At 46.8% G+C, this 22,445-nt stretch carries 15 protein-coding genes; 1 reads left to right on the top strand and 14 read right to left on the bottom strand.

Annotated elements, in window-relative coordinates; genetic code table 11:
• Positions 1 to 10: 10 nt before the first annotated feature.
• The 7 genes from EIZ58_RS20255 to EIZ58_RS20225 are packed head-to-tail and all read right to left on the bottom strand — an operon-like array spanning position 11 to position 9,771.
• Positions 11 to 913, bottom strand: coding sequence for a hypothetical protein (locus tag EIZ58_RS20255; RefSeq protein ID WP_134702674.1), 903 nt, complete (start codon positions 911 to 913; stop codon positions 11 to 13).
• Between the two features lie 57 nt (positions 914 to 970).
• Positions 971 to 2,800, bottom strand: coding sequence for a glutamine--fructose-6-phosphate transaminase (isomerizing) (gene glmS, locus EIZ58_RS20250; RefSeq protein WP_134702673.1), 1,830 nt, complete (start codon positions 2,798 to 2,800; stop codon positions 971 to 973).
• Between the two features lie 26 nt (positions 2,801 to 2,826).
• On the bottom strand, positions 2,827 to 4,179 hold the full coding sequence (locus tag EIZ58_RS20245; protein WP_134702672.1) for a nucleotide sugar dehydrogenase: 1,353 nt from the start codon (positions 4,177 to 4,179) through the stop codon (positions 2,827 to 2,829).
• Positions 4,169 to 4,981: a response regulator transcription factor gene (locus tag EIZ58_RS20240; RefSeq protein WP_134702671.1), complete on the bottom strand. Its 813-nt coding sequence runs from the start codon at positions 4,979 to 4,981 to the stop codon at positions 4,169 to 4,171. The genes EIZ58_RS20245 and EIZ58_RS20240 overlap by 11 nt, the downstream gene beginning before the upstream one ends.
• A 14-nt stretch (positions 4,982 to 4,995) precedes the next feature.
• Positions 4,996 to 6,396 carry a glycosyltransferase family 2 protein gene (locus EIZ58_RS20235; RefSeq protein ID WP_134702923.1) on the bottom strand — a complete coding sequence of 467 codons (1,401 nt, stop codon included), beginning with the start codon at positions 6,394 to 6,396 and terminating at the stop codon, positions 4,996 to 4,998.
• 51 nt (positions 6,397 to 6,447) lie between these two features.
• A complete protein-coding gene (locus EIZ58_RS20230) occupies positions 6,448 to 7,596 on the bottom strand; it encodes a HEAT repeat domain-containing protein (RefSeq protein ID WP_134702670.1) in 1,149 nt (382 codons plus the stop codon).
• A gap of 18 nt (positions 7,597 to 7,614) precedes the next feature.
• On the bottom strand, positions 7,615 to 9,771 hold the full coding sequence (locus EIZ58_RS20225; protein WP_134702921.1) for a hypothetical protein: 2,157 nt from the start codon (positions 9,769 to 9,771) through the stop codon (positions 7,615 to 7,617).
• A gap of 330 nt (positions 9,772 to 10,101) precedes the next feature.
• On the opposite strand from EIZ58_RS20225, the gene EIZ58_RS33590 reads away from it, so the two are divergent.
• On the top strand, positions 10,102 to 10,248 hold the full coding sequence (locus EIZ58_RS33590) for a hypothetical protein (RefSeq protein WP_167577822.1): 147 nt from the start codon (positions 10,102 to 10,104) through the stop codon (positions 10,246 to 10,248).
• Positions 10,249 to 10,269: 21 nt separating this feature from the next.
• On the opposite strand, the gene EIZ58_RS20220 is transcribed toward EIZ58_RS33590, so the two are convergent.
• The 7 genes from EIZ58_RS20220 to EIZ58_RS20190 form a co-directional block, all read right to left on the bottom strand.
• The gene (locus EIZ58_RS20220) at positions 10,270 to 10,578 is read right to left on the bottom strand and encodes a hypothetical protein (protein ID WP_134702669.1); all 309 of its coding nucleotides are present in this window, start codon (positions 10,576 to 10,578) and stop codon (positions 10,270 to 10,272) included.
• A 135-nt stretch (positions 10,579 to 10,713) separates the two neighbouring features.
• Positions 10,714 to 13,305, bottom strand: coding sequence for a right-handed parallel beta-helix repeat-containing protein (locus EIZ58_RS20215; protein ID WP_134702668.1), 2,592 nt, complete (start codon positions 13,303 to 13,305; stop codon positions 10,714 to 10,716).
• Between the two features lie 158 nt (positions 13,306 to 13,463).
• Positions 13,464 to 14,894 carry a sigma-54 interaction domain-containing protein gene (locus EIZ58_RS20210; RefSeq protein WP_134702667.1) on the bottom strand — a complete coding sequence of 477 codons (1,431 nt, stop codon included), beginning with the start codon at positions 14,892 to 14,894 and terminating at the stop codon, positions 13,464 to 13,466.
• A gap of 280 nt (positions 14,895 to 15,174) precedes the next feature.
• Positions 15,175 to 18,354 (bottom strand): hypothetical protein, encoded by a 3,180-nt coding sequence (locus tag EIZ58_RS20205; RefSeq protein ID WP_134702666.1) that lies wholly within the window; start codon positions 18,352 to 18,354, stop codon positions 15,175 to 15,177.
• 15 nt (positions 18,355 to 18,369) lie between these two features.
• Positions 18,370 to 19,815: a glycosyltransferase family 2 protein gene (locus EIZ58_RS20200; RefSeq protein ID WP_134702665.1), complete on the bottom strand. Its 1,446-nt coding sequence runs from the start codon at positions 19,813 to 19,815 to the stop codon at positions 18,370 to 18,372.
• The gene (locus EIZ58_RS20195) at positions 19,808 to 20,863 is read right to left on the bottom strand and encodes a hypothetical protein (RefSeq protein WP_134702664.1); all 1,056 of its coding nucleotides are present in this window, start codon (positions 20,861 to 20,863) and stop codon (positions 19,808 to 19,810) included. The genes EIZ58_RS20200 and EIZ58_RS20195 overlap by 8 nt, the downstream gene beginning before the upstream one ends.
• Positions 20,860 to 22,344, bottom strand: coding sequence for a response regulator (locus tag EIZ58_RS20190; protein ID WP_167577821.1), 1,485 nt, complete (start codon positions 22,342 to 22,344; stop codon positions 20,860 to 20,862). The genes EIZ58_RS20195 and EIZ58_RS20190 overlap by 4 nt, the downstream gene beginning before the upstream one ends.
• Positions 22,345 to 22,445: the final 101 nt, after the last annotated feature.

Below are 22,445 nucleotides of genomic sequence, written 5' to 3'. Positions count from 1 at the left end.
TCATTCTCCTTTATTCCGATTCAGTATAGGAAGACATCCAATGAGGAAAGCCATGAATGGCCACCCCACCGAACCCATCGTATTTCTCCATAACCTTGCTGGTGATCTCGAGCTCCCGCTCCATTACCTCGTACCCTTCCTCATAAAACGTCGCTTTATTTCCTTCGTCGCTTGGGGCCATTTCTACACCAATAATCAAGGATTTCCACTTGCCCATGGCCGTTGCTTTTTTCACCATCTCCAAGCCATGAGCGATGATTCCATCCTCTCCCTGAGCTGTATCGCGATAATCCATCAGTACGACTTTATCAAACCGCTTAAGCATCCAACTGCCCACATCATAATCCCGATACCCGGGCACTTCGACCTGATGAATCCAGAAAGGCAAATCCACAGAGTTAGTTAATTGACTCATTAAATTCCCTTCCTTCAACACGAAGTCCATATTGGACAACCATTCCTCCAGCACTTGATCCTGATCTGTTTTCCACTCCGGCAATAGATAAGGTTCAATATCCCAATGGATGCCTGCGAACCGTTCCTCCTCCGCTACATTGAGATTGTAGCTTGCCACCCAGTCAAGCACTTCCTCGATGTGGTGTCGCTTTTCCCTTCGCCCCCATGAAGGATCTCCAGCCAAGGCCTCCACCTGGATATCCAGTTGGGACGCGGCACCAATGAAGTCGGCGTAATCTCTTGGCCTCGCCTGATCCCGCGTCACGTGCAGATAGATATTCGTCACCCCCTGTTCTTTCGAAAAAGACAGAATCTCGTCTTGATGCGTGATCATCGTTGGGGTATCCCAAATCCACGTGCCTTTATACGCTGGCGTCTGCCGCGCTTGATATCCCACAAGAAGCAACAGCGCTAACAACAACACTGCCGCTCCCAGCCAAACAAGTCTTCCCTTCATCCAAACCACTCCTCAATCGAAAAGCCCCGTCAGCAGGAACGGGGCTCATCCAACCAATTACTCGACAGTCACACTTTTCGCCAGATTTCTCGGCTTATCAATGTCATTGCCTAAGGCCAAAGAAGTATAATACGAAATCAGCTGAAGCGGAACCACCGCTAAGATCGGAGCAAAGAGCTGAGAAGCTTGCGGAATAAAGCAAATCTCATCCACCGCATTGAATAAATCCATATTTCCTTCCCCCGTTACCCCCATCACATGGGCGCCCCGGGCCTTCACTTCTTTAATATTGCTAACCGTCTTCTCATACAATTCCTGATGAGTTACTAACGCAATGACTGGCGTACCTTCTTCCACCAAAGCCAAGCTTCCATGCTTCAACTCACCGGCAGCATAAGCCTCGGAGTGAATATAAGAAATTTCCTTTAGCTTCAAAGAGCCTTCCAGCGCTACCGCATAGTCTAACCCGCGTCCGATGAAAAACAGGCTTTTCTGATCTTTGATTGACTCAGCAAAGCATCGAACCTCGTCAGCGTTCTCCAATACCTTTTCCACCTGCAAAGGCAGCTCCTTCAATCCTCTCACCAGGTCCCTCCGCTCCTGATCATCGAGCGTCCCCTTCGCTTGGCAAAAGTAAATGGCTAACAAGTAAAAGGCAATCAGTTGCGCAGTATAAGCTTTCGTGGAGGCTACGGCAATTTCCGGTCCAGCCACCGTAGGGATCACGTAATCCGCATCGCGGGCAATGGAGCTAGTCGCGACATTCGTAATGGCCAGCACTTTGGCACCGCGCCGCTGACTTTCCTGTAGAGCCGCGAGGGTATCCGCGGTTTCTCCCGACTGGCTCACGACAATGACAAGAGTCTTATCCGTCACAATCGGGTCACGATAGCGGAATTCAGAAGCAATATCCGTTTCCACCGGGATACGCGTGAGCTTTTCAATCGCCGCCTTTCCGACCAAGCCGGCATGATAGGCGGTCCCGCAAGCCACGATAAAGATTTTTTCAATTCCTTGAACATACTTATCCGTTAACTCCAACCCTTCAAACGTAACTTGATCATCACGACCCAAACGGCCCAACATGGTATTTCGCAGCGTTAAAGGCTGCTCGTGGATTTCTTTAAGCATAAAATGCTCAAACTGTCCTTTTTTCACCTGCTCCACATCCCAATGGACACGAAGCTTTTTCCGCTGGGCGGGCGCACCCGTTTCCGCCTTCATAATCGTGATCTCCTCCGCCGTAATGACCGCCAGATCTCCATCTTCTAGAATATACACATCCCGCGTGTGCTCGATAACCGCCGCCATATCCGAGGCGATGAAATTCTCGCCTTGCCCTGCTCCGATCACGAGCGGACTGGCCTGGCGGACAGCCACTAGCTTATCCGGCTCATGCTCGGTAATCACCCCGATGGAGAAAGCCCCTTGAATCCTGCCAATCAAGGCACGTACCGTTCGAACGAGATCCCCGTCATACAAATCCGCCATCAAATGGGCGATGACTTCGGTATCCGTTTCCGAGCGGAAGACGACCCCTTTCCCCATAAGCTCTTCCTTCAACTCCATGTAGTTTTCAATGATGCCATTATGCACCACGGAAAACTTGCCCGACATATCCGTATGGGGATGGGAATTGGCGTCAGAAGGTCCTCCATGAGTGGCCCAACGCGTGTGGCCAATGCCAATCGTTCCTTTGAGGGGCCGCTTGTCCAACTTTTCGCTTAAGTTCGCTAAACGCCCTTCGGCTTTCCTCACATCCAAACGCTCGCGCTCCAGCACCGCAATTCCAGCCGAATCATACCCCCGGTATTCTAGCTTGCTTAACCCATCAACCAGGATGGGCTGTACCTCACGATTTCCGATATATCCTACAATTCCACACATAAGCTAAACTCCTCTCCACCTCGTTTTTATACGCTAACTGGCACCTTCACTTCGGTTTTCTTGATGCCGGTCCCTAATTTATAAATGTTTTCCGATTGAATCTCGGCAAAAGCATTGCGTGTATCAATAATAGGCACACCGAGATCAGCCAATTCATGATAACTAAAGCTACGATGGTTGGTAATGAACACCATGCAATCATATCGGGCAAAAACAGCTGGATCATATTTCACCGATTGCACGATTTGTCCCTCGGCATCGCGGAAGGACGTTGCATACGGGTCATAATAGTCGACCCGCGCTCCACTTTCTTTGAACAATTCATAGACTTCCAATCCCGGAGATTCACGAAGATCATCCACATCCGGCTTATACGCCATGCCCAAGATAAGAACCTTTGAATTGCGAATCGACTTCGCGTACATATTGAGGACCTGGGCTGCTTTATTCAAAACATAATCCGGCATATTATCATTGATCGATTGAGCCAGCTCGATAAACTTACTGTAAAAGCGGAACTCCTTTGCCTTCCAGCTCAAGTACATCGGATCCAGTGGAATACAGTGCCCGCCGATACCCGGACCGGGATGAAAAGGCATGAAGCCAAAAGGCTTCGTAGAAGCGGCTCGAATAACTTCCCACACATCAATGCCCATCTTGTCGCACATCATCGCCAATTCATTGACAAAAGCAATATTCACACTGCGGAACGTATTCTCCAAAAGCTTGGACATTTCCGCTACCTTCGGAGAAGACACGGGAACGACCGTTTTCACCACATGACTGTAAACCAGGACACCCAATTCTATACACGCTTCCGTCGTTCCGCCGATAACTTTTGGCGTATTGTAGGTATTGAAATTGCGGTTGCCCGGATCTACCCGCTCTGGGGAAAAGCAGAGAAAATAATCGCTCCCTACCGTCAACCCTTCGGCCTCTAGCTCGACTTCAATTAATTCTTCCGTCGTCCCCGGGTAGGTGGTGCTTTCCAAGACGATCAGGGTTCCTTTTTTCATATATTTTTTGATCTCGCTGACCACACTTCGAATAAAGGATGTATCGGGATCTTGATTTTCACTTAACGGTGTCGGCACGCAAATACTGATCATGTCCAGCTCTTGGATGACACTATAGTCGGACGTCGGACGGAATTTGCCTAAAGAAACCGCCTCTTTCACCACCGAACTGGGCACATCCTGGATATAGGACTTTCTGTTTAAGAGGGTATTCACTTTTCGAATATCGAGGTCAATTCCGTATACCTGAAAGCCCCCCTTCACCATCTCCATCGTCAAAGGCAATCCGACATAGCCCAGTCCAATCACGCCCACCTTGCCCGTTTTATTCTGCAGCTTTTCCTTCAATGCACTATAATACATGTTCCATCCTCCTCAGTTTTTTGATTCTCCACTCAAGCTCCGAAATCGAAAAGGGTTTAGTAACGTAATCCGATGCTCCTAATTCAAAGGCACGATTCATGTCTTTGGACAATTGCTTGTCCGTCAACACAATCACTTCCCCACCCTTCTGTTTGATTTGGTGGATAAGCTGGTACCCATCCACAATCGGCACATTCAGTTCCGTAATCACAAGTTCCGGAGTCAGCTCTGAATATTTTTCCAGTGCTTCTGAACCATCTCTCGCTTCATGCACCTCGTATCCCTTTAATTCCAGCCGCAACTTGACAAACTCTCGGTTAACCTCGTCGGGATCGACAACCAAGATGGAGGATACCCCTTCCTTCATCGAGGCATCCACAAAAAGCTGAATCTCCCGACTCTCTCCCTTGGCTTCCATAATCGTTTGAGATAATTGCAATAGCGTGCGTTTGGTAGGCTCCCCGCTCTCAGGAAAGCTAGCCACCACCATTTGTCCCTCTAACACATCGAGCCGATCTAGGAAGTCTTTCAAAACTAAAGAGGAATAATGGGTACCTGCCAGCTTCTGATTATCCAGCACCACCCCAAGAATCTGGTTTTGGTCATCGACCATATAGTGAGCAGAAAGCTCCGGCTCGCTTTTTTTCAGAAAAGCCTTTAAAGGATCCAAGACCTTAGGTCCGAGATTGGCGCACGGGGCGAGAATAACCCCGCACGAAAGATGATGTTCATAAGAGGACTGTGTCCATTGTGCGAGCTGTTGCGTTAATTCTTGAATTGGATCCTGAACCAAAACCGCCATGTTAACCACTCCTTTTATTTATTGAAATTCGTTCGGACCATCGTTCCCCATGTGTTGTTATTGCGCAAGAAGTCAATGTGGCCCCTGAACCGCCACCAGACGCCTACTTGACGATAGCCAACGAACATCAGAAAAGAAAATAAAATTAATTTGTTCAAATCGCTGATTTTCGGGTAGCGGCTAAACGCTGACTCCTCTATGAAAAGAGCTCCTAGGCTCAATAAAAAACAGGATAGGAAGTTTACCAGAGCGAAGACGACCAAGGTCATCCAATCGGTCATATTCAACAGCCAGTAACCGAGAATAGCTAGAAAACCAGTAATGCGGAAATAAGGATTCAGCGTTTCGAAAAAGATGTTATACGGCAGCGTGACCAGGCCAAACACCTTGTATTTCGGGCGAAACACCATATGGATGCCTTCCTCCACCATGTTTTTCAGGTTCCCTCTCCCCCAGCGCATGCGCTGACTGCTTAGAATCCGGTAGGTGTCCGGGGCCTGTGTCCAGCACACCGCATCCGGGCAAAAGGCTACCCGATAAGGGATATCATTTTCCAAACAATAGCGATGGAGCTTAATCACAATATTCATGTCCTCGCCAGGATAACCCCCGCGATAGCCGCCAACGGCAATAACTTTATCCTTTTGGAACACGCCAAAGGCTCCGGATACGATAATCAATCCATTGATCGCACTCCAGCCAATGCGTCCTCCCAAAAAGGCTTTGATGTACTCGACATTTTGCAGGGCAGGAAATAACTGTTTCGGAAATCGGACATCCTTGACGATACCGTCCTCGACGGTGCAACTATTAACGATCCGCACATTTCCTCCTACCGCTACCGTTTCTTCCGGGTTTTCCATATACACTCTAGCCATTCGGGTTAAAGCATCCTTCTCTAGCAGCGAGTCGGCATCAATCGTAGAGATTAAAGAATAGTGCGAAAGATTAATGCCGGCATTCAAAGAGTCGGCCTTCCCTCCATTCTCCTTATCAATGAAATAAAGCGTTGGGTAATCTGGATTGTGATAAATTCCTCTAACCTTCCCGGTTTTAATATGCTTGGATACAATCGGGTCGATCTTTTTCAAGTTGAATTCGTCCACCATCACCTTGAAGGTATCATCCTTCGAGCCATCATTTATCACAATCACCTCATACTCCGGATAGTTCAGGGCCAGAAGGGATCGAACATTCTCAATGATGGTCAACTCCTCGTTATACGCAGGAACTAATAAGGATACCGGAGGAACATGCCCGGATCCGGAAAGCTTAGGGATTCGGTTATACTGAATTCCTCTTTTAATAGGGAACGCATGGCGGATCGATAGGCTAAAGATGACAAAGTAAATCACGGTAATGGCCATAACGTAATAGATGGCAAAGGTGCCGTAGGCGAGTAAAAAGTCTCGCAAGGTATTGATGATCATATCTTTTTGAAGGTAGTACTCTATGATTCTCATATTTTACACCACACGATAGATTCGTTTATTTGTTGTCGTAAAGGTCTTCTCATACGTATACTTTAGGGCGTTATAGCGAGCTAAGCTGTCTAAATCGTGCAGCTGGGTAGACAATCGGTCGATTTCTTGCTGAATCCAGCTTTGTAAGCTTTCCCCCGCCCCCTCGCAAAGCGCCGAAACGCCAGCTTGTCCCATATGGGTCAAGCCAATCGCACTTGCATGGACCACCCTAGGTTCCCGGTCCTGCAAGGATTTTTTCAAAAAAGAGACGTACGTGCTGTTCTTGAACTCCGTGATCGTTGCAACGGTTTGAAGGCGGATGTCGGCATCGTCATGCTCAAGCAGTCTGGCCGCCACGTTCTTCGGCAAGAAGTGAGCCCCTTTCAGATACACTTCCGCTGCTTTCTTTTGAATTTCTTGATGATGAGCGTTCAACAAACGATAAACAGCAGAGGTGACCTTGGGATTCGTATACTCCTTGAGCCCGGTGAGCCCAATCCGGATAAAATCCGGATTTCGTTCTTGGATAAATTGCGCAAACAGCTCCGTCTGGTTAATCGGGGCTTCTTCCACCATGTCAACGATTAAATCGTAGAAGCCCTTCCCATGCTGCAACAGGATGTGAACCATTTCCTTTATATCCCGCTCATGACGAGCACACTTGGCCACCGCCCGAGCGATGACGAAAAGAGAGGAATCTAGTTTATGCTGGCGCAGCATGTCTAACATCCCAGGTATGGCTTCCGTTACCCTCATGCACCCTAGATGATAGGCCGCGTCGAGCTTGATCCGATAGGAACCGTTTTTCAATCGACTCATATGATCGGAAACGAAACCAAGGGCAACACACAACTCCATCAGTTTCTTTCTTTGCTCCCCGGTAAAAGACTCGATCATATCGTTTAATCGTTCCTGCAGGGCCTCCCGCTCCACCGGATTCATAGGGATGGGGGGCACCCGCAGCGGTTCCTCGCTGTCGAGATTCACTTGGATGTACGTGAGATAATCCTTGAACTTGAGTTGGAACTGGTTCCGTATGGCTGCTTTCCTAATATGGATCATCTTCAATCCGTAAATCACGAGAGCAAAGATGAGATTACTAGCCACGAGTCCTACTAAAAAATACTTGGCTATGTCAAGATTGATATACACACATGTAAGCTCCTTCCCTTACTCCACTTCTTGCATCGCTTCCTGCATAATAAAGTAGCTTTGCTTCAGCCGCTCCACATACTTTACATCGACGTCCTCCCATCCTTCCCAGGTATAGATCGGCAATTGGGATACAGGATATGGCGCTTCTCCCTCCATCCCTAGGACCACGCCCTGCTGGACCATCCAAGGAACAATTCTCACACCCTCCACCCGCGTTTTGTCAAACGAGTCATAGCTGATCACACTTCGCGAGCTGGGATCGCTGAACCCAAGCAGCATCCAAGGAATTCGGATTTCGAGGATATTTCCTTCAGCTTGCCACATCGTCTTCGAATGATAATCCGGATGATCCGGATTGCTGTTCCCGCGGAGCAAGTCCCCTACAACCACATCTCCAAAAGGATGATCGAACTTGGAATCCGGATGCTCCAGCTGATAGTTGACGACCAACTTCCAAGGAAGAAATGCCTCGGGTTCGGCCGGCGGCAGCCCTGCTTCACGAAACTTGCGGGTGTGAAAGTCATAGTCGGAGGCGATCATGATGCTGCTTTTGTTTTCATCCGCCAGTTCAATCAAGGTTTCCAGACCTTCATCCAAAATGATCCCTGGCAGCTGCGGCGCCTGGCGGCTCCCGCCTTTTAACGTATCCGCCCCTAGATAAATCTCCTGTTTCGCAGGATCAAATGGTTCTGTAAGCTTGGCCATCAGGTAAAGATACCCTTCATCATGAGCGGCCCATAGCTCCTCAAAACCATGGACAGGCGCCTCCAACTTCTGCTTTTGATCATTGCTTAGCTCGTCCCAATCCGAAGCGTCTCCATCAATGAAGAGGACATCATCTTTACTCGGAAACATCCCCAGCACCCCAAAAAACGATTCATTGGTCAACGTGTTGTACCAATAAGCCCGCCGGTCTGGGACATCATAGTGCAGCGTGTTCCAGGTCTTCTTGAACCACTCATCCTGCCATGTAAAGAGAATGGCGCCGGAATAGTCGGCTTCACGGATTTGCCGGAACATATCGGCATTGATTTCTCCTTGCTGCTTTTCATCATGCCCGCCTTGATGTCGCCCGAGCTGCCCTGTATGGGCAATTCCCTGCGACGCGGGAACTCCGAACTCCGTAATCATGATCGGGATCTCCTTGTGATATTCTTTTAGATCATGCAGATAGGTTTTATAGCTATCGATTTCTCCTCTATCATTGCTCATCCGTTGAAAGGTTTTATCATAAGTAAAGAAATCCGGATAGTAGGGATAAACATGATAAGAAGCAAAGGTCCCCGCTTCCCAACGGACGGGTTCCACATGCTGTGAATCTACACTGACCAGATCCTCCTCATAAAGCGGCTCACCAGGATGCTCCAATGGGTCTGTGGTCACCCAGTTGGAAAACGCAATTGGATGCTGCCAGCCATGCTTCGCCTCTTCTTCTGCCGTAATATCTAGCATTTCCGCTAACCACTTTTCAAAAGGGCTTGCCCCCGGCTTACTGCGAAAATAGTTTCCCTGGTAATCCGCTGTATGAGGATATTTATCGTTGGTTGCTTTGACCATCTTCGGATCCCATTCGGTGCCAATAATCCATCCCATTAGATACGGCCCGGCATTATAAAGGTAGGTTCCGCTTGCTTTACCGGAATGAGGTTCAGCCTCCAGCTTCGCCTGACCGTAAACGGCTCCCACGGCATCTCGTATTTCTTGCTGGAATCGCTGCTGGACTTCGGGGTCGAACGCATCCTGACCCTCAATCAATTCCTCTTCCGGACTCCACACCCCTTGGATAAAGAACAAGGGATCTTCCGGTCGCTTGGCATTATATTTCACAAGGGCTTCATAGAATTCAGGCTGTAAAATCGTATACACCCGAATGACATTGGCTCCCATTTCTTGAATCATTCCAAACCATCTTTCATAGTCTCCCTTCGAGATGGCCAACTCCCCCGGAAAATGCCCCGGCAAGGCCGCACCCATATTCACCCCTTTTGCAAAATAAGGCTTCCAGCCCTGGTTGTGACCGGCATACACTTCCATCTGGTTCCCATTGGCTCTGAACTTCACCTGCATCCCCTCGTCGAGCTCCGCGCTCTCTACTTTTGGCGTAGGAGGAGATAGCCAGTAAGCAACCCCACCGATGGTAACGGCTGCCGCTAAACTGATTTTCAGGAACATCTTCACCCTGCCCGCCCTCCTTTGAAAGCTATGATACGAAAAGAAAGGGTGGTTTGTCTGTTTTTAAACTTTTAACATTTATGATCGAAAGATGAATATTGTGAGGAATTTTAGACAAATATGAGGAATTTGCGACAAATATTAAAATTTGAGGAAAAAGCTGGACAGATAATATGACAATTGTTCCCAATCAAAGCCCCCATACCTGTATAGTAATACTCATCGAGGATGATGTTTTCCTCCACCTTCCTATTCCTTAGCCACCTTCTTTTCCGAAGGTGGTCTTTTTTTGGCAAGCAATGACCACACTACAAGTGGGAGGTGTTTATCATGCTAGAAAATGCTCATGCCGATAAAACGAAAGAAAGCCTCATGCTTGGGATTGCCGAGTCCCTCAAAATCATGGAACAAGCGCAAACCCTAGATGAGGCCAAGCAAAAGGTCAAAAACTTACTCCACAAAATTGAACAACAATAAAGGGTGCCCCAAGGACACCCTTTAACCAATCTTCTTCATGCTTGTCTGATTCACGAGCTGATATTCCAAATCATTTAATGCATTGCTCAAATTGCCTCGCATCCATCGGTAAGTTTGGCTTTGATAAAAGTACCGGAGGCTCATCACTAAATCTATTCTTTCATCGGTGGATAGATGGAGGATAGCAAATTGATCCACACTCGGTAATTGTTCAATCAAGTGATTCACACTGTTCGTCTGATATTCCGTCAAGTCAGCAAAGGAAACTTCAATCGCAATTCTCAAGGCAATCTTCAAGGAAACCGGGTCTGTGATTCGAACTTCAAACATCTGCTGACCTCCTTCATACTGGTTTGACAATATTCTATCATATTTTCCGACTATTTTGAACAAAAGCCTTTTGACACATCTTTACATAAATCGACGAAAAGAAACCGGAAGCAACGCCCCCGGTCCCTCAACCTTCTACTTTACTTTCTTGGTCAATCCAGGCGCAACATTTCGCACATGCAGATCATATTCCACCGTTAACCCTTGATAACGGACGGTAATCACCGTCTCCCCGCTCTTCACAGCTTGAACAAGACCCGCCGAATCCACTGTTGCTGTCTTCTCAAGGCTGCTGGAATACGAAACGCCAACGTTCACCACTTTTACTGATCCATCACTGTAGGAAGCTTTCACCGTCAACTGCCCGGATTCTCCTTCTTTAAGTGATTGGGCTCCATCCACCTCGATGGACTCCAACGCCGGAAGTGCTCCAGCAAAGCCACCCCCCACTGACCTCAAGACACTATCTGCAGAGATTCGGAGAAACTCGCCCCAAGCAATTTCGCCGTTTGGCTCTCTCTCAAATGAGGCTGGCATGTCCACACTAACAAAATCGCTAACAGTAACCTCCACGCCTTGGTTGTTTACGGTTTTTTCTCCATCAAAGAAGAAGTTGGTTTCATCTACATTTCCTGAGATGAAATCCTTCACCGTGCTATCTGTACGCGTTTTTAAGGAAACATTATTCTTAAAGACCCCTTGCTCGTCTGCCGTAAAGTAAGGATTGAGCCTAAAGATATAGTTGAATCGCTTATTGTTAAATGAAACATTGTTCTCAACGACAAGTTGTCCCGGGTTGAAATTATCCGTAAACCCATCCATATTGTTGTCAAAAGCGATATTGTTGCGAAGAATATGGGCTACAGGCAAGCCTTCGCCGCCAACCTTGAATCCATTTCCTGTGTTACCATCCTTATTAAAGCCATTGCTCAGCTTTCCGTTCGAATAGGCGATATTGCCCTCAAGGGTTACCGGCATATTTGCCCCTTCATTGGTGCGGTTGTATAGATCCCAACCATCATCAATATTATGATGGGCAATGTTGCCTCTAAAGACATTCCCAACCCCAACACCTAGCTTAGCCGCAAATCCGTCCGCATTGATATTGGAGTCATCTCGGTTATCATGAGATTCGCAATGTTGAATTAAATTATACTTTGGCCATAAATTCGGATCAGAACCACTTCCAGCAATGTGCAGCCCCGTATCCTTGTTATAGTTGAAGACCATCAGCTCGACGATATTGTGGTCTCCGTTCAATCGCATTCCCGTGGACGCAGCCTTTGTAATTTCTAATCCGACCACATGCCAGTAATCTGCATTCAGCTGAAGAACATTGCTTAACTTTTCTTGTCCGTCAATGATGACCTTCTCGCCGTTATAAGCGGCCAATGTCTTCATTCGGCCTGGTTCACCACTGTACTCCTTCTTAATATTAATCATAGAAGAAGGCTCGTACGTACCGCCGCGCATAAAAATGGTTTCTCCAGGCAGTACATATTGAATAGCCATCTCTAGATTCATTGGATCCTCAATGGTACCTGCTGCGGAAGTTGTCCCATTTGGAGATACATAAAGTCCTGCTCCGCTGTTGTAAATCTTTTTGGTCACATTTAACGTCTTTGTAATCGGTGTAGTTGTTGGCCCGCTATTTGGAGTATAAGTTACAGAGAAATCCGTAGTATCCCTTTCTAAAGTAGTCTTAAAGGAATACACCTCTCCCGCTTTCACTGCAGCATCATTGACAACCGATGCTCCATCCTGGGATACGGAGACAACGCCATCATAATTAGCCAACGCTTTCAATGTATAGTCGGATGAACCAGAAGTCGATGCCGACACTACATTCATGACCGCATCAGCTGACTTCACTTCAACTGGAGTTCTAGGAACCGTATTCGCTTCAGTGAGCGTAAGCTCTGCATTTTCGATGGCGATTTTTGCATTTCTCGCTGCATAAAACCCTACATGCATCTTAGTCGGATCAATGGATTGAACCCAATCGGCACCATCGACTTTTTTCTCAAAGGTTTTAGGCTCGCCCGCGTGAGTAAACGTCGCAGACATGATAAATTCCGTATCCGTTCTTTCTAACTTTACCCGTACTGGAGTGCCTATTGGCAACGTGTACGTCTTATCCGTAGTAAAAGCTGAAGCATTCAACTGGCTTCCCAAATTCCCCCACGGATACTCCACTCCTGTCCGATAAATCGGGCTGATTCCATGGCGCATCATACCAACACCAAAAATATTAGAGGCAGCTGGTACCTCCTCATACCCTAACATCATCGGATCTTGGCGGGCACCTCCATTCACGTCACGAACCATGATCCCTGCGCTGTCCTGTGAATTCGACGCCGCCCCTGTTTCCGGACCAAACTGCTCGACAATCAAGTCTGCCTCCAAAACAAAGTTATGCATTCTAGGATCTAGCGTCGTATAATAAAACGTTAATCCATCATGCCCCGGCGCTAGCTTTCCTCCGCGGCTTTCTACGACAATTCTCCCATCAATTGTTCCCGGAAACTCTGGAGCTACATAGTTCGTCCCCACCTTTTCTGGTAGAACATTAGAGGCAAAGTTCAAATCTGTAGACTGCCCGAAGGTGACTGACTCCCAGACTAAATTCGGAGCAGACTCTTCCTCTGCCAAGACGGCAAAAGAAAAAGAATTCATCACTAATAATAAAGAAAGAACTAAGACCATAGACCTAGTGAACGCTTTCAATAGTTCTCATCTCCTATTCCTAATATTTAGAACACATTGAATATTATAAGGAATAAAACCATGAAAGGGATTACATTATTTTTATGATTTAGTTTAAAATTTTTTCAGAAATAAAAATAACCGGATTTCTCCGGTTACTTTTAAAAAGCGGTCCCCACCTACTCCTTCTTAGCCAATCCATACTTATGCAGCTTATACTGCAAAGCCTGCCTCTTGAGCCCGAGGGCTTCGGCTGTTTTGCTAATATTACCCTTACACTCTTCGAGTACATTGACGATCGTATCTCGTTCGAACTCCTCGAGCATGTTGGGGAGGTCGATATTCCCTTTCGGGCGCTGGAGTCGATTAATCGCTGGCACTTCCTGTGGTCTGCCGTCCAATAAATGATGGGGAAGATGCTGGAGCTCGATCGTTTCAAATCCGATATCCATCATGTTAAAAGCCGATTCTATCGCGTGCCCTAATTCTCGGATGTTTCCGGGCCAACTATAATGCAGTAAACGCTCATATACTTGATCACTTACACCTTGGACATGTGAGCCAAATAAGGAGTTAAACTTTTGGATAAAATGGTCGACGAGGAGCGGGACATCCTCTTTGCGCTCTTGCAAGGAGGGCAGCTCGACCTGCACGACATTTAACCGGAAGAAAAGGTCGGAGCGAAGGATGTTTTGCTCTAATGCTTCATGAGCTGGAATATTCATCGCTGCCATTACCCGAACATCAATCTCCTGCTCGGAGGACGCACCGATTCGGCGGATCCTTCCTTCTTGTAGGACACGAAGGAGCTTCGCCTGCAAGGAAAGGTCCAGACTGTTCAGCTCATCCAAAAACAGCGTTCCGCCATTGGCTTGCTCAAAAATCCCCGGACGATCAATCGCACCGGTAAAAGCCCCCTTTGTCGTTCCAAAAAGAAGACCTTCCATCAGCTCCCTAGGCACTGCCGCACAGTTCTGTGCGATAAAAGGCTCGTCTCGGCGAATGCTGGCATTGTGGATGCTTTGTGCGACCAGCTCTTTTCCCGTTCCAGTAGGACCGCAAATCATGACGGGCGAATGTGTCCTGGCTGCTTTTTTCGCAATGGAAATAGCCTGCTGAAAAGCTGGGCTTTCCCCGATCATGTCACTAAAATGATAATTCGCCGTTCCGGAAAACGCCCGATTCTTTTTCCGCGATTCCATGAGCTGCTGGCGCAAATCGAGAATTTGGTCATACATGCTCATGACGTTGGTAATATCTTTGGCAATCTCGACAGCTCCGATAATCTCGTCCTCCTCGTAAAGAGGATACGTGCTGTTAATGGATGTGACCGTTTTTCCTTGAATATTGACATACGTTTGGATCGTCTCGGCGGTCTCCACTCCTTTATCCAAGGCTAGATGAAGTGTACTAGTTTCATCGGTCAGAGACGGATAAAGTTGAAAAATATTCCTCCCCAATACTTCCTCTCTTCTGAGCCCATCGATCCCCGCCATGGTTTCATTGTAGAACACCGTTTCACCCTGGCGGTCCACTACGTGCACCCCTACATTGATAATATTTAAAATCCACTCAAATTGAGTCGTCCATTGCTTCCAACCTAACTCCATGAGATCACCCTAATCTAGTATTATCTCTATTATAACGGAATGCGTTACCCCCTTGAGCGCAAAATATTTGGCAGCTTTTTCTGTATCTTCGGATAGACAAGGCGATCCGACTCCACTTTCGGGCGTCTCCCCCTCCGAATTGGGCGAACCTCCCTTAATCGAGATCGCGCTCCCCCTGATTGAAGCCATTACCGGCTTGGAAGAAATTTCCTTAGTTTCGTGAGCAGCCGCCTACGCAGTAAAAAGGACCACAACGAATCCCTCGTTGCGGCCCTCCCCTTTACGGTAGCGTCCCAAAATACTCTTGGATATAAGGATAGCTTTCCTTCAATCTTTCCCGATACCTCGGTATCCCCCACTCGTTCCATTGATAAGGCTGCGGCTCCTCAGCAGGAAAGACCTCTAGCACATCCGAATTATCGTTTAGCCAAATCGCTGATATGCGAATTCCTTCTGTCTTCTCCGTTCGCAGTTCATCTCTTTCCAGATCCCCGCCCAGCTCCGCTAAACTTCGGCTGTCATTGAGCACCTGTAAAGAGGTTGGATCGGTCACATTGATCCGTCCCCATGGCAGGCGTAGCTGAATTTTTTCGGCCGTCGCATTCCAGTGATAATAGTTGCCTACAAAAGATCCATATCGAAGCGTACTACCATCCGCGTAATGCTCGCCATACCTTGTTCCATCCTTGCGGACACCTGCTTTATTGATGAGTCGCCGTATCTCTTCAAACTGACCATCGCTGCCTATGGAAGAGGTAAAGCTTCCCTTGGCTATGTTGTAGCTAGGAATGACTAAAAGCTTAGCCTCTTGTTCGCTCTTGAGCTCGATGAGAAATTCCATCCCTGATGGAGAAATTACAGGGAGATCAGGTCGATAACGGAACTCTCCCTTTGTCCTATCAAATGTATCCAAACCAATTAAAATTTCATCCTTCGACCAATCTACCGGCCGGCTTGTGGTGATATCAATATGAAGAAAAGCCTCATCTGCGCTCATTTCGAGCTTACGGATCAATCCTTTTCCCTCTTGAACATAATCCGATACCAAACGCTTCTTAGGTTCCATAGCCAAAATTCCATAGTTCTGCTCTGGATCGATCGCATTGTGCCACATCACATGTCTTTCATAAGGGACCATAAAAGGTTCGGTGATCCAGGTTTTCTTGGCCCATTCATCCATCCATTCGAAAACTAAGCCGCCTGCGTACCCTTCCCTATGGATCGCCTTGGTCATGCGAACCACGCCTTTGCCTTGCTCTTCTTCGGACATCCCACCATGGTGGTACCCATCCGGACTGTGGTGGGCGTTGCCCATTCCCGTGGCCAGACCGTATTCGGCTACCACGGCTGGGAAGCCTTGATGAATCGCCATAAACTGCTGAAGATAGCCGCCGTAGCGAAGTCTTCCTTCCTCATCCTGATACTCATCATAGCTTGGTTCATTGTTCATAAAGTCTGGATAGTTGGGGTAAATATGGTAGGCTCCAAATAGACCTGCTTTCATCTTGGGACCGAATGAAAAGTTTCGTATATCCACAGTCGCCTTATCATTATATAGCTTAGATGGATCGCCTTCTTCATTCCACTCCGCATCATGCTTCAAGGCATCCAGCGTCGGCCAGCTCACAATGGCTACGGGATGCTGCCATCCGTAGGTCTTTTCCTCATAAGCCAAGACATAGTCACAGCTCCAAGCGAGCCAATTTTCAGAAGGGTTTCCTCCTTTAGCGGAAAGATATTCCCCCTCAATAGCGAACCCCGGATGGCGTCGATCGGTTTCCAACACTTCCTCAGGCTCTAGCTCCCGCCCTACTAAATATCCAGCTACATAAGCGGAGACATCGGCGGTATATTCCCCGTATGCTCGCCCCTTGCGCTCGGGAATCTTGGCCTTGCCATGAATGGCATCTATCACATATTCGATTTCTTGATGGAAGGTATCGTTATATTCTTTACCCAAGAAGTCATGGTTCTCCGGATGTTCTTCCGGCCAGATCTCTTGCATTAACCACAAAGGAGCTTCAGAGTGAACTTGATTATAGGCGGCTAATGCCCGGTAGAAAGAAGGCTCCATTAACGTGTAAACACGTATCGTGTTGCTATTCATTTCCCCGATCATCGTTAGCCATCTCAGATAGTCGGCTTCATCCTTAGGAAATTCGGTGAACCACTTGCCTGGGAGAGCCATGCCCATGTTCACCCCCTTGGCAAAGAAGGTTTCCCACTTTCCGTTTTGATAGATTTGCAAATCCATCCCCTGCGTGCGTGCCACCAGGTGTGTTCCTTCTTGGGTCGAAATCTCCGGCTGCTTGGCCTCGGGACGGTTTTCTTTTTCCTTTACGATGTCGGCCAAAATCCTCTCCATCATGGGCAAATAAATTCGCCAGAAAAAAGGCTCCAAGCTTTCGCGAGAGTCCCAGGAAATCCACGAGATGAACCGATCGAACCCTAAAAATTGAAAAAAGGAAGGGAGCTCATTGCTATCGGCATAATCTCCAGCAAAGTAATACGAGGTATAAACGCCTGTTGTATTTTTAATAACAGCCGGGAAGACGGATGGAATCCCGTGTTCATCCAGCTTTTTCTTTCCCTCTTCAGTTACATCCAGATGATACTCGGCCAGCACTGACGTTGAGTTTCCTGCTTCTACGATATCAAACCAATAGTTATAGCGCGTATCCCTAAGCGGACCAAAGAGAGCTTCTCCCTCTTGCGTCAGAGAAAATTTACTTCCTCCTTTGCCCGCCTCGGTTCCGGCTTCCAAGACAATGATGTCATCCTGCTCGTTCACAAAAATAAAGCCATACCCTTGAAAGCTCCACGCCGTTCCGTACTTTTTTTCATAGTTGGATACAGCCCACGCGGGAACCTCCTTCCCTTTAGAAAGATCCGCAAACGATCGGCCGATCCAACCCGTCCATTCGAGTCCCAAAATTTTATAGAGCGATTGCCTTACCGCTTCATCGGTAGGACTGCCGAAGGTATTAAATTCGGCAATGAGGGTTTTTCCATGATAGATCTCGGCTTTGATTTTCTCCAGGTCCAGGGGCCCAAAGCCTCCGTAGATCTTATCCGAGCGAACACCAAGACTATTGGAAGTATGGCCGTAGTAGTCTTCTTCATATACTCCATACGTGTCCGTCACATAGATGAGATCAGATTCGTTAGGCGCTATCTGTAGTTCTTTGACTTCATATTTCTCCTCTGTACGGGGAATGAAGCCGTAATAATCCTCTTGCACAGAATACTGGGCTTGATCTTGGCTTTTCACATATTTAAAGTGATTAAGCAGCCATACCAAACCCTTATGTTCTCGATAATCCTGAGTAGGAACGGTATTGTCGAGGATAACCACATCTAGCATTTGTTTATCTTTATATAACCAACTAAAATAGGGGAGTAGAAAAATACAAGCAAAAAGGAAAACGACCATCCCCCACTTTATCCAACCCTCTCGCAAAACTCTTCCTCCTGTCTAGGCAGAAATGCCCTTGCGCTTCATCTCTCCCCATCCATGCTGCTTTCCCCTAAGAATCTGCAGGAAAGCGATCACTCGCCAAAAAGTAAGTAATGGCCGATACCAGAAGGTCTCTGTCAACGCAAAGAAAATTAACCAATTCAATTCTTTTAAGGTTTGATGCTTGCCTAGCCTCCATTCCTCCAAGAGAACGGCTCCCATTGATAAAAAAGACCCATAAATCACCATCAGCATCATCAGCGCGATCGAATATTGTACATTAAGGCTGTCCATGAAAAAACCAAAAACCACCACGATGTACCCTAATAGCTCAATCACGGGGCCCAATAGTTCAACAAACAAAAAATAAGGCATAGCCACGAGGCCGATTCGCTTATACTTCGGATTAAACAGCATCGCCTTGTGGGTCCATAAGCTTTCAAATAAGCCTCGATGCCACCTTACTCTTTGCGTCCTTAGCACGGATAAGTCCTCCGGGGCTTCCGTATAGCAGATAGGATCAGCTACATAAACGATTTTGGCTCCCCATTGCTCCTCCAAATTTCTCTTATGAAGACGGACAACAAGCTCCATATCCTCTCCGATGGTGCCAACCTTATACCCACCTACCCGGATCACTCGTTCCGTCTTGAAGACTCCAAACGCTCCTGAGATAATCAGCAAAAGATTTTCTCGACTGAGTCCAATTCTTCCCGTTAAAAAAGCACGCATGTATTCGATCGTTTGCATGATGATCAGGGGGTTTCGAGATAATTTAAACTCCTTCAATTGCCCATGGGCAATAGTGCTCCCATTCGCTAATAGCACATTTCCCCCTGTAGCCAGAATCTCCTCATCGGTGTTTTCAATAATGGGCTTCATGATCTTCAGAAAAGAATCCGGCTCTAACACCGTATCCCCATCGATCGTAGCAAAATAAGGATATTTGCAGAAGTTGATGCCTGCATTTAAAGCGTCCGACTTTCCTCCATTGGCCTTATCAATGAGAAAGAGGTAGGGATAAGTTTCGGATTGGTAAATGGCCCTGATGGGTTGGGTAAAGATACCGTTCTTATGGCGGATCACTTTATTTTTTAAGGGAACCATCTTAAATCTGTGAATCACTTTTTCAAGCGTCGCATCTGTAGAGCCGTCATTCACCACAATCACTTCAAACTCCGGATAATCCAGCCGTCCGCTCCCTGTGACTAGCGATAGGATACTCCCGATGACACCTGCCTCTTCATTATAGGCAGGAACAATCACGGAAAGAGGAACCGTATAGGCCGATCTTTGCAGGCTCTTATAGGGCTCAATGTGATGAAGTCCCTTTTCCTTCTTTACTCGGCTATAGGCGAACAAGAACAAAGAGAGGTAAAAAAGGCAGACCACCACTAAGTAGAAAAAGACAAACTCGTTCACCACAATAAAGAGAAAGTTCAGGATGTCGGTTCCTTTATTCATATTCCACCCTCCGCTCCAACCACTCCCTCGCAATGGCCCGTGCAAAGGCATCTGAATGATTGGCGGCAATCCAGTTAAGCCTCTCGTTGCCGTTTCTGTATGTTTTCATAGATTTTGCCGCTTCGGCTCTTACCAGATAGCTTTCATCGCTCATGAACTGCTCCAGATACGGAATAAATCGGTCCTTTTTAATGCTCCCCATCAACCTGGCAAGCATCATTCTCTCTTCCGCAGCTAGGTTCTGCTTAACCAATGCCGTCACCATCTCGGGATCGGTAATATAGCCAAGGGTGGAAAGAGTCTTCATGGCCCTAATTCGTACTTCTCGGTTTGAACCATCGTCTTGCAATAAACCTTCCAGCAGATCTTGAACTTCCCCTGTCCTCAAGTTTTTCTCGCGTATGATATCTAGGATACTTAACTGCAAAGGCTCTGGGTGCTTAAAGAAAGTCTCTACATACCGATAAATGGTCTGTTCATGGATAACCCTGCCAAGCAGTTGATTTAATAAGTAAGGAGAAAGATCTTTCTCCTCTTTGATGTAATTCTCAATCCCAACGTATCCAAACTCCGCTAATAGAATGTAGACTTGATAAGCTTCTTCCGGCGTGCAGTTCCGGTGTTCCAGTAATCGGAGCAAATCTTCCTGCATCTCTTCAAGCTTGAACAGATCAATGAAATAAAGAGCGTTCATCCTTACGCTCCATTTTCGATGGAAGAGTTTTTGTCGATAACGCGGCACGAAGTGTTTTACTATAAATCTCTTAATGTGTTCAACTTGGCTGTCCATCTTGTAAAGGCTGAGATATTCACTAAAAAAATCCTCGAGCGCTTCAAATTGGTATTCACGTTCTGGAATAAAGGCTGCGGAATGATCACTGGTCACGATATAGTTCTTGATCTCTTCCCGATGTTGGTGTAGCCAAGCTTCTTTCCTTTTCGCCCATAAGGCGTTGGACATCTTACACCAGACCAAATACAGGTAAAGCATAAGAAGCGTTGCCGTGATCATCCCTGTAAGAAATAAGACAAAAGCGGTATTGATCATCGTATCCCCTGCACCAGTCGCTTCATTCTTACCGTTAATTCTTTTAAGCTAAAGGGCTTTGTCATATAATCATTCGCACCTCTTTGGATCGCCAACGTAATATCGCCTTCTTGATCCTTACTCGATAACATTAGAACTTGGTAGCGTCTTCTGTCGTACTCCTTGCGAATTTTCTGTAATACTTCTAACCCATCCATCTTGGGCATGATTCGATCTAGAATAAGAAGATACCGGCAGTTTTCCCGATGCCATGGATCCTGGAAAAACTCATCTCCGTCCGCGTAGCTTCGAAGTTCAATTTCATAGTTTTCTAAAACCATATTTCCAAGCTGATCTTTCAAAAACTCTCTTTGCATCCGGTTATCGTCAATAACAGCAATGCGTAACTTCGGCATAGCGCTCTGCTGCTTCTCCATGGAACCGTCGAGGACTGCAGCAACTTTCTTTTCCTGCTTACCAAGGGACAAGTAGGCCAAGCATTCTTCTAAGGTTTCTTTCGGATCCTTATATTCCATCACCTTCGCACAGAAGCTCATCTTCCATTCCTGCTCACGGAAATTGCCCAATAGCCTGTTCATAAGCTTCATGGCATCTTCTTTGTAGGTTTTCGGGAGAACAAGCACAAACTTATCTCCATGAAGTCGGGCCAAGGTATCCATAGGACGAATACTTCTCTGGATAAAGCTTACTAGCCCCTTCATCAATCCATCTCCCGCCGAATAACCATGGCAACGGTTAAAGCCAGCAAGATCGTTAATATCTACTAAAACTAAACAAAACGGTTCATGGGTCCTTTTCATCTCTTGGATCTGCCGGTTCACTTCCAATTTGAGATATGGATTATTGAAAGCCGCTGTCACTGGATCTCTCAGTAAGAGCTCTTCTATCCCTCTGCGTTTGGCCAGATGCTTGTCGATTCGCGAAAGTAAGAACCCCGGTTCTGCTGACATGAGCAAGACCTCATCAGCAAATGCCAAATCACTCGAGCATGCCTGATCCTGAAAAACAAGCATAGGAATCAAATCGTCCTTGCACTTCTCCTTCAATTCTTCTATACAGCTAAGGCTCCCCAAGCGGGCATGAAGGAGGACCGCACATGGATTAGCTTGGTAAAAATTTCCCAGCAGATTTGGGCTAGTCGAAGAGCTCGAAACCAATGTATAATCTTTATCTTTCAATAAGCGATGCAAATACGAATGAAAGTGAGGGGTATCATCCACAATCAAAAGACGCTCACTTTCCGTATTCGTGTCTATATGATTTTCCATAATAGAGTAAATAGGCATAAGAAGGTTTAATACCCCTCTGCCTAACCAAGTTCTGGTCCCGTTTGGCTGAAACTGCTCTAGTAATGTGGATACTTCCGCACATAAAGGGTCCAATCCCTTTTGGCCAGCAATACTCAGACAGTCGAGCAACCATTGGTACACCTGACTTTCCGTATAGTTTTCTTCAGGCAAAATATCGTAGCGTTGCCTCATCTTCCACCTCTCCGACTGACCTCCGTCATTCGACATAAAATGAGTTTAGTAGTTCTATTCTACTATACAGACCCGGTATATGGTGGTTTATCAACAAGATT

This window comes from Ammoniphilus sp. YIM 78166 (assembly GCF_004522215.1).
Taxonomy (GTDB): Bacteria; Bacillota; Bacilli; order Aneurinibacillales; family RAOX-1; genus YIM-78166.
Note: the sequence above shows the minus strand (reverse complement) of the source record. Positions and strands in the feature narration are given on the sequence as shown.

What these genes read in the sequence shown, in the direction of transcription:
- EIZ58_RS20210 (WP_134702667.1), bottom strand. Translation starts at nt 14,894, where the DNA reads ATGGAGTTAGGTTGGAAGCAATGGACGACTCAATTTGAGTGGATTTTA.
- glmS (WP_134702673.1), bottom strand. Translation starts at nt 2,800, where the DNA reads ATGTGTGGAATTGTAGGATATATCGGAAATCGTGAGGTACAGCCCATC.
- EIZ58_RS20220 (WP_134702669.1), bottom strand. Translation starts at nt 10,578, where the DNA reads ATGTTTGAAGTTCGAATCACAGACCCGGTTTCCTTGAAGATTGCCTTG.
- EIZ58_RS20240 (WP_134702671.1), bottom strand. Translation starts at nt 4,981, where the DNA reads ATGGCGGTTTTGGTTCAGGATCCAATTCAAGAATTAACGCAACAGCTC.
- EIZ58_RS20195 (WP_134702664.1), bottom strand. Translation starts at nt 20,863, where the DNA reads ATGATCAATACCGCTTTTGTCTTATTTCTTACAGGGATGATCACGGCA.
- EIZ58_RS20255 (WP_134702674.1), bottom strand. Translation starts at nt 913, where the DNA reads ATGAAGGGAAGACTTGTTTGGCTGGGAGCGGCAGTGTTGTTGTTAGCG.
- EIZ58_RS20200 (WP_134702665.1), bottom strand. Translation starts at nt 19,815, where the DNA reads ATGAATAAAGGAACCGACATCCTGAACTTTCTCTTTATTGTGGTGAAC.
- EIZ58_RS33590 (WP_167577822.1), top strand. Translation starts at nt 10,102, where the DNA reads ATGCTAGAAAATGCTCATGCCGATAAAACGAAAGAAAGCCTCATGCTT.
- EIZ58_RS20225 (WP_134702921.1), bottom strand. Translation starts at nt 9,771, where the DNA reads ATGTTCCTGAAAATCAGTTTAGCGGCAGCCGTTACCATCGGTGGGGTT.
- EIZ58_RS20190 (WP_167577821.1), bottom strand. Translation starts at nt 22,344, where the DNA reads ATGAGGCAACGCTACGATATTTTGCCTGAAGAAAACTATACGGAAAGT.
- EIZ58_RS20245 (WP_134702672.1), bottom strand. Translation starts at nt 4,179, where the DNA reads ATGTATTATAGTGCATTGAAGGAAAAGCTGCAGAATAAAACGGGCAAG.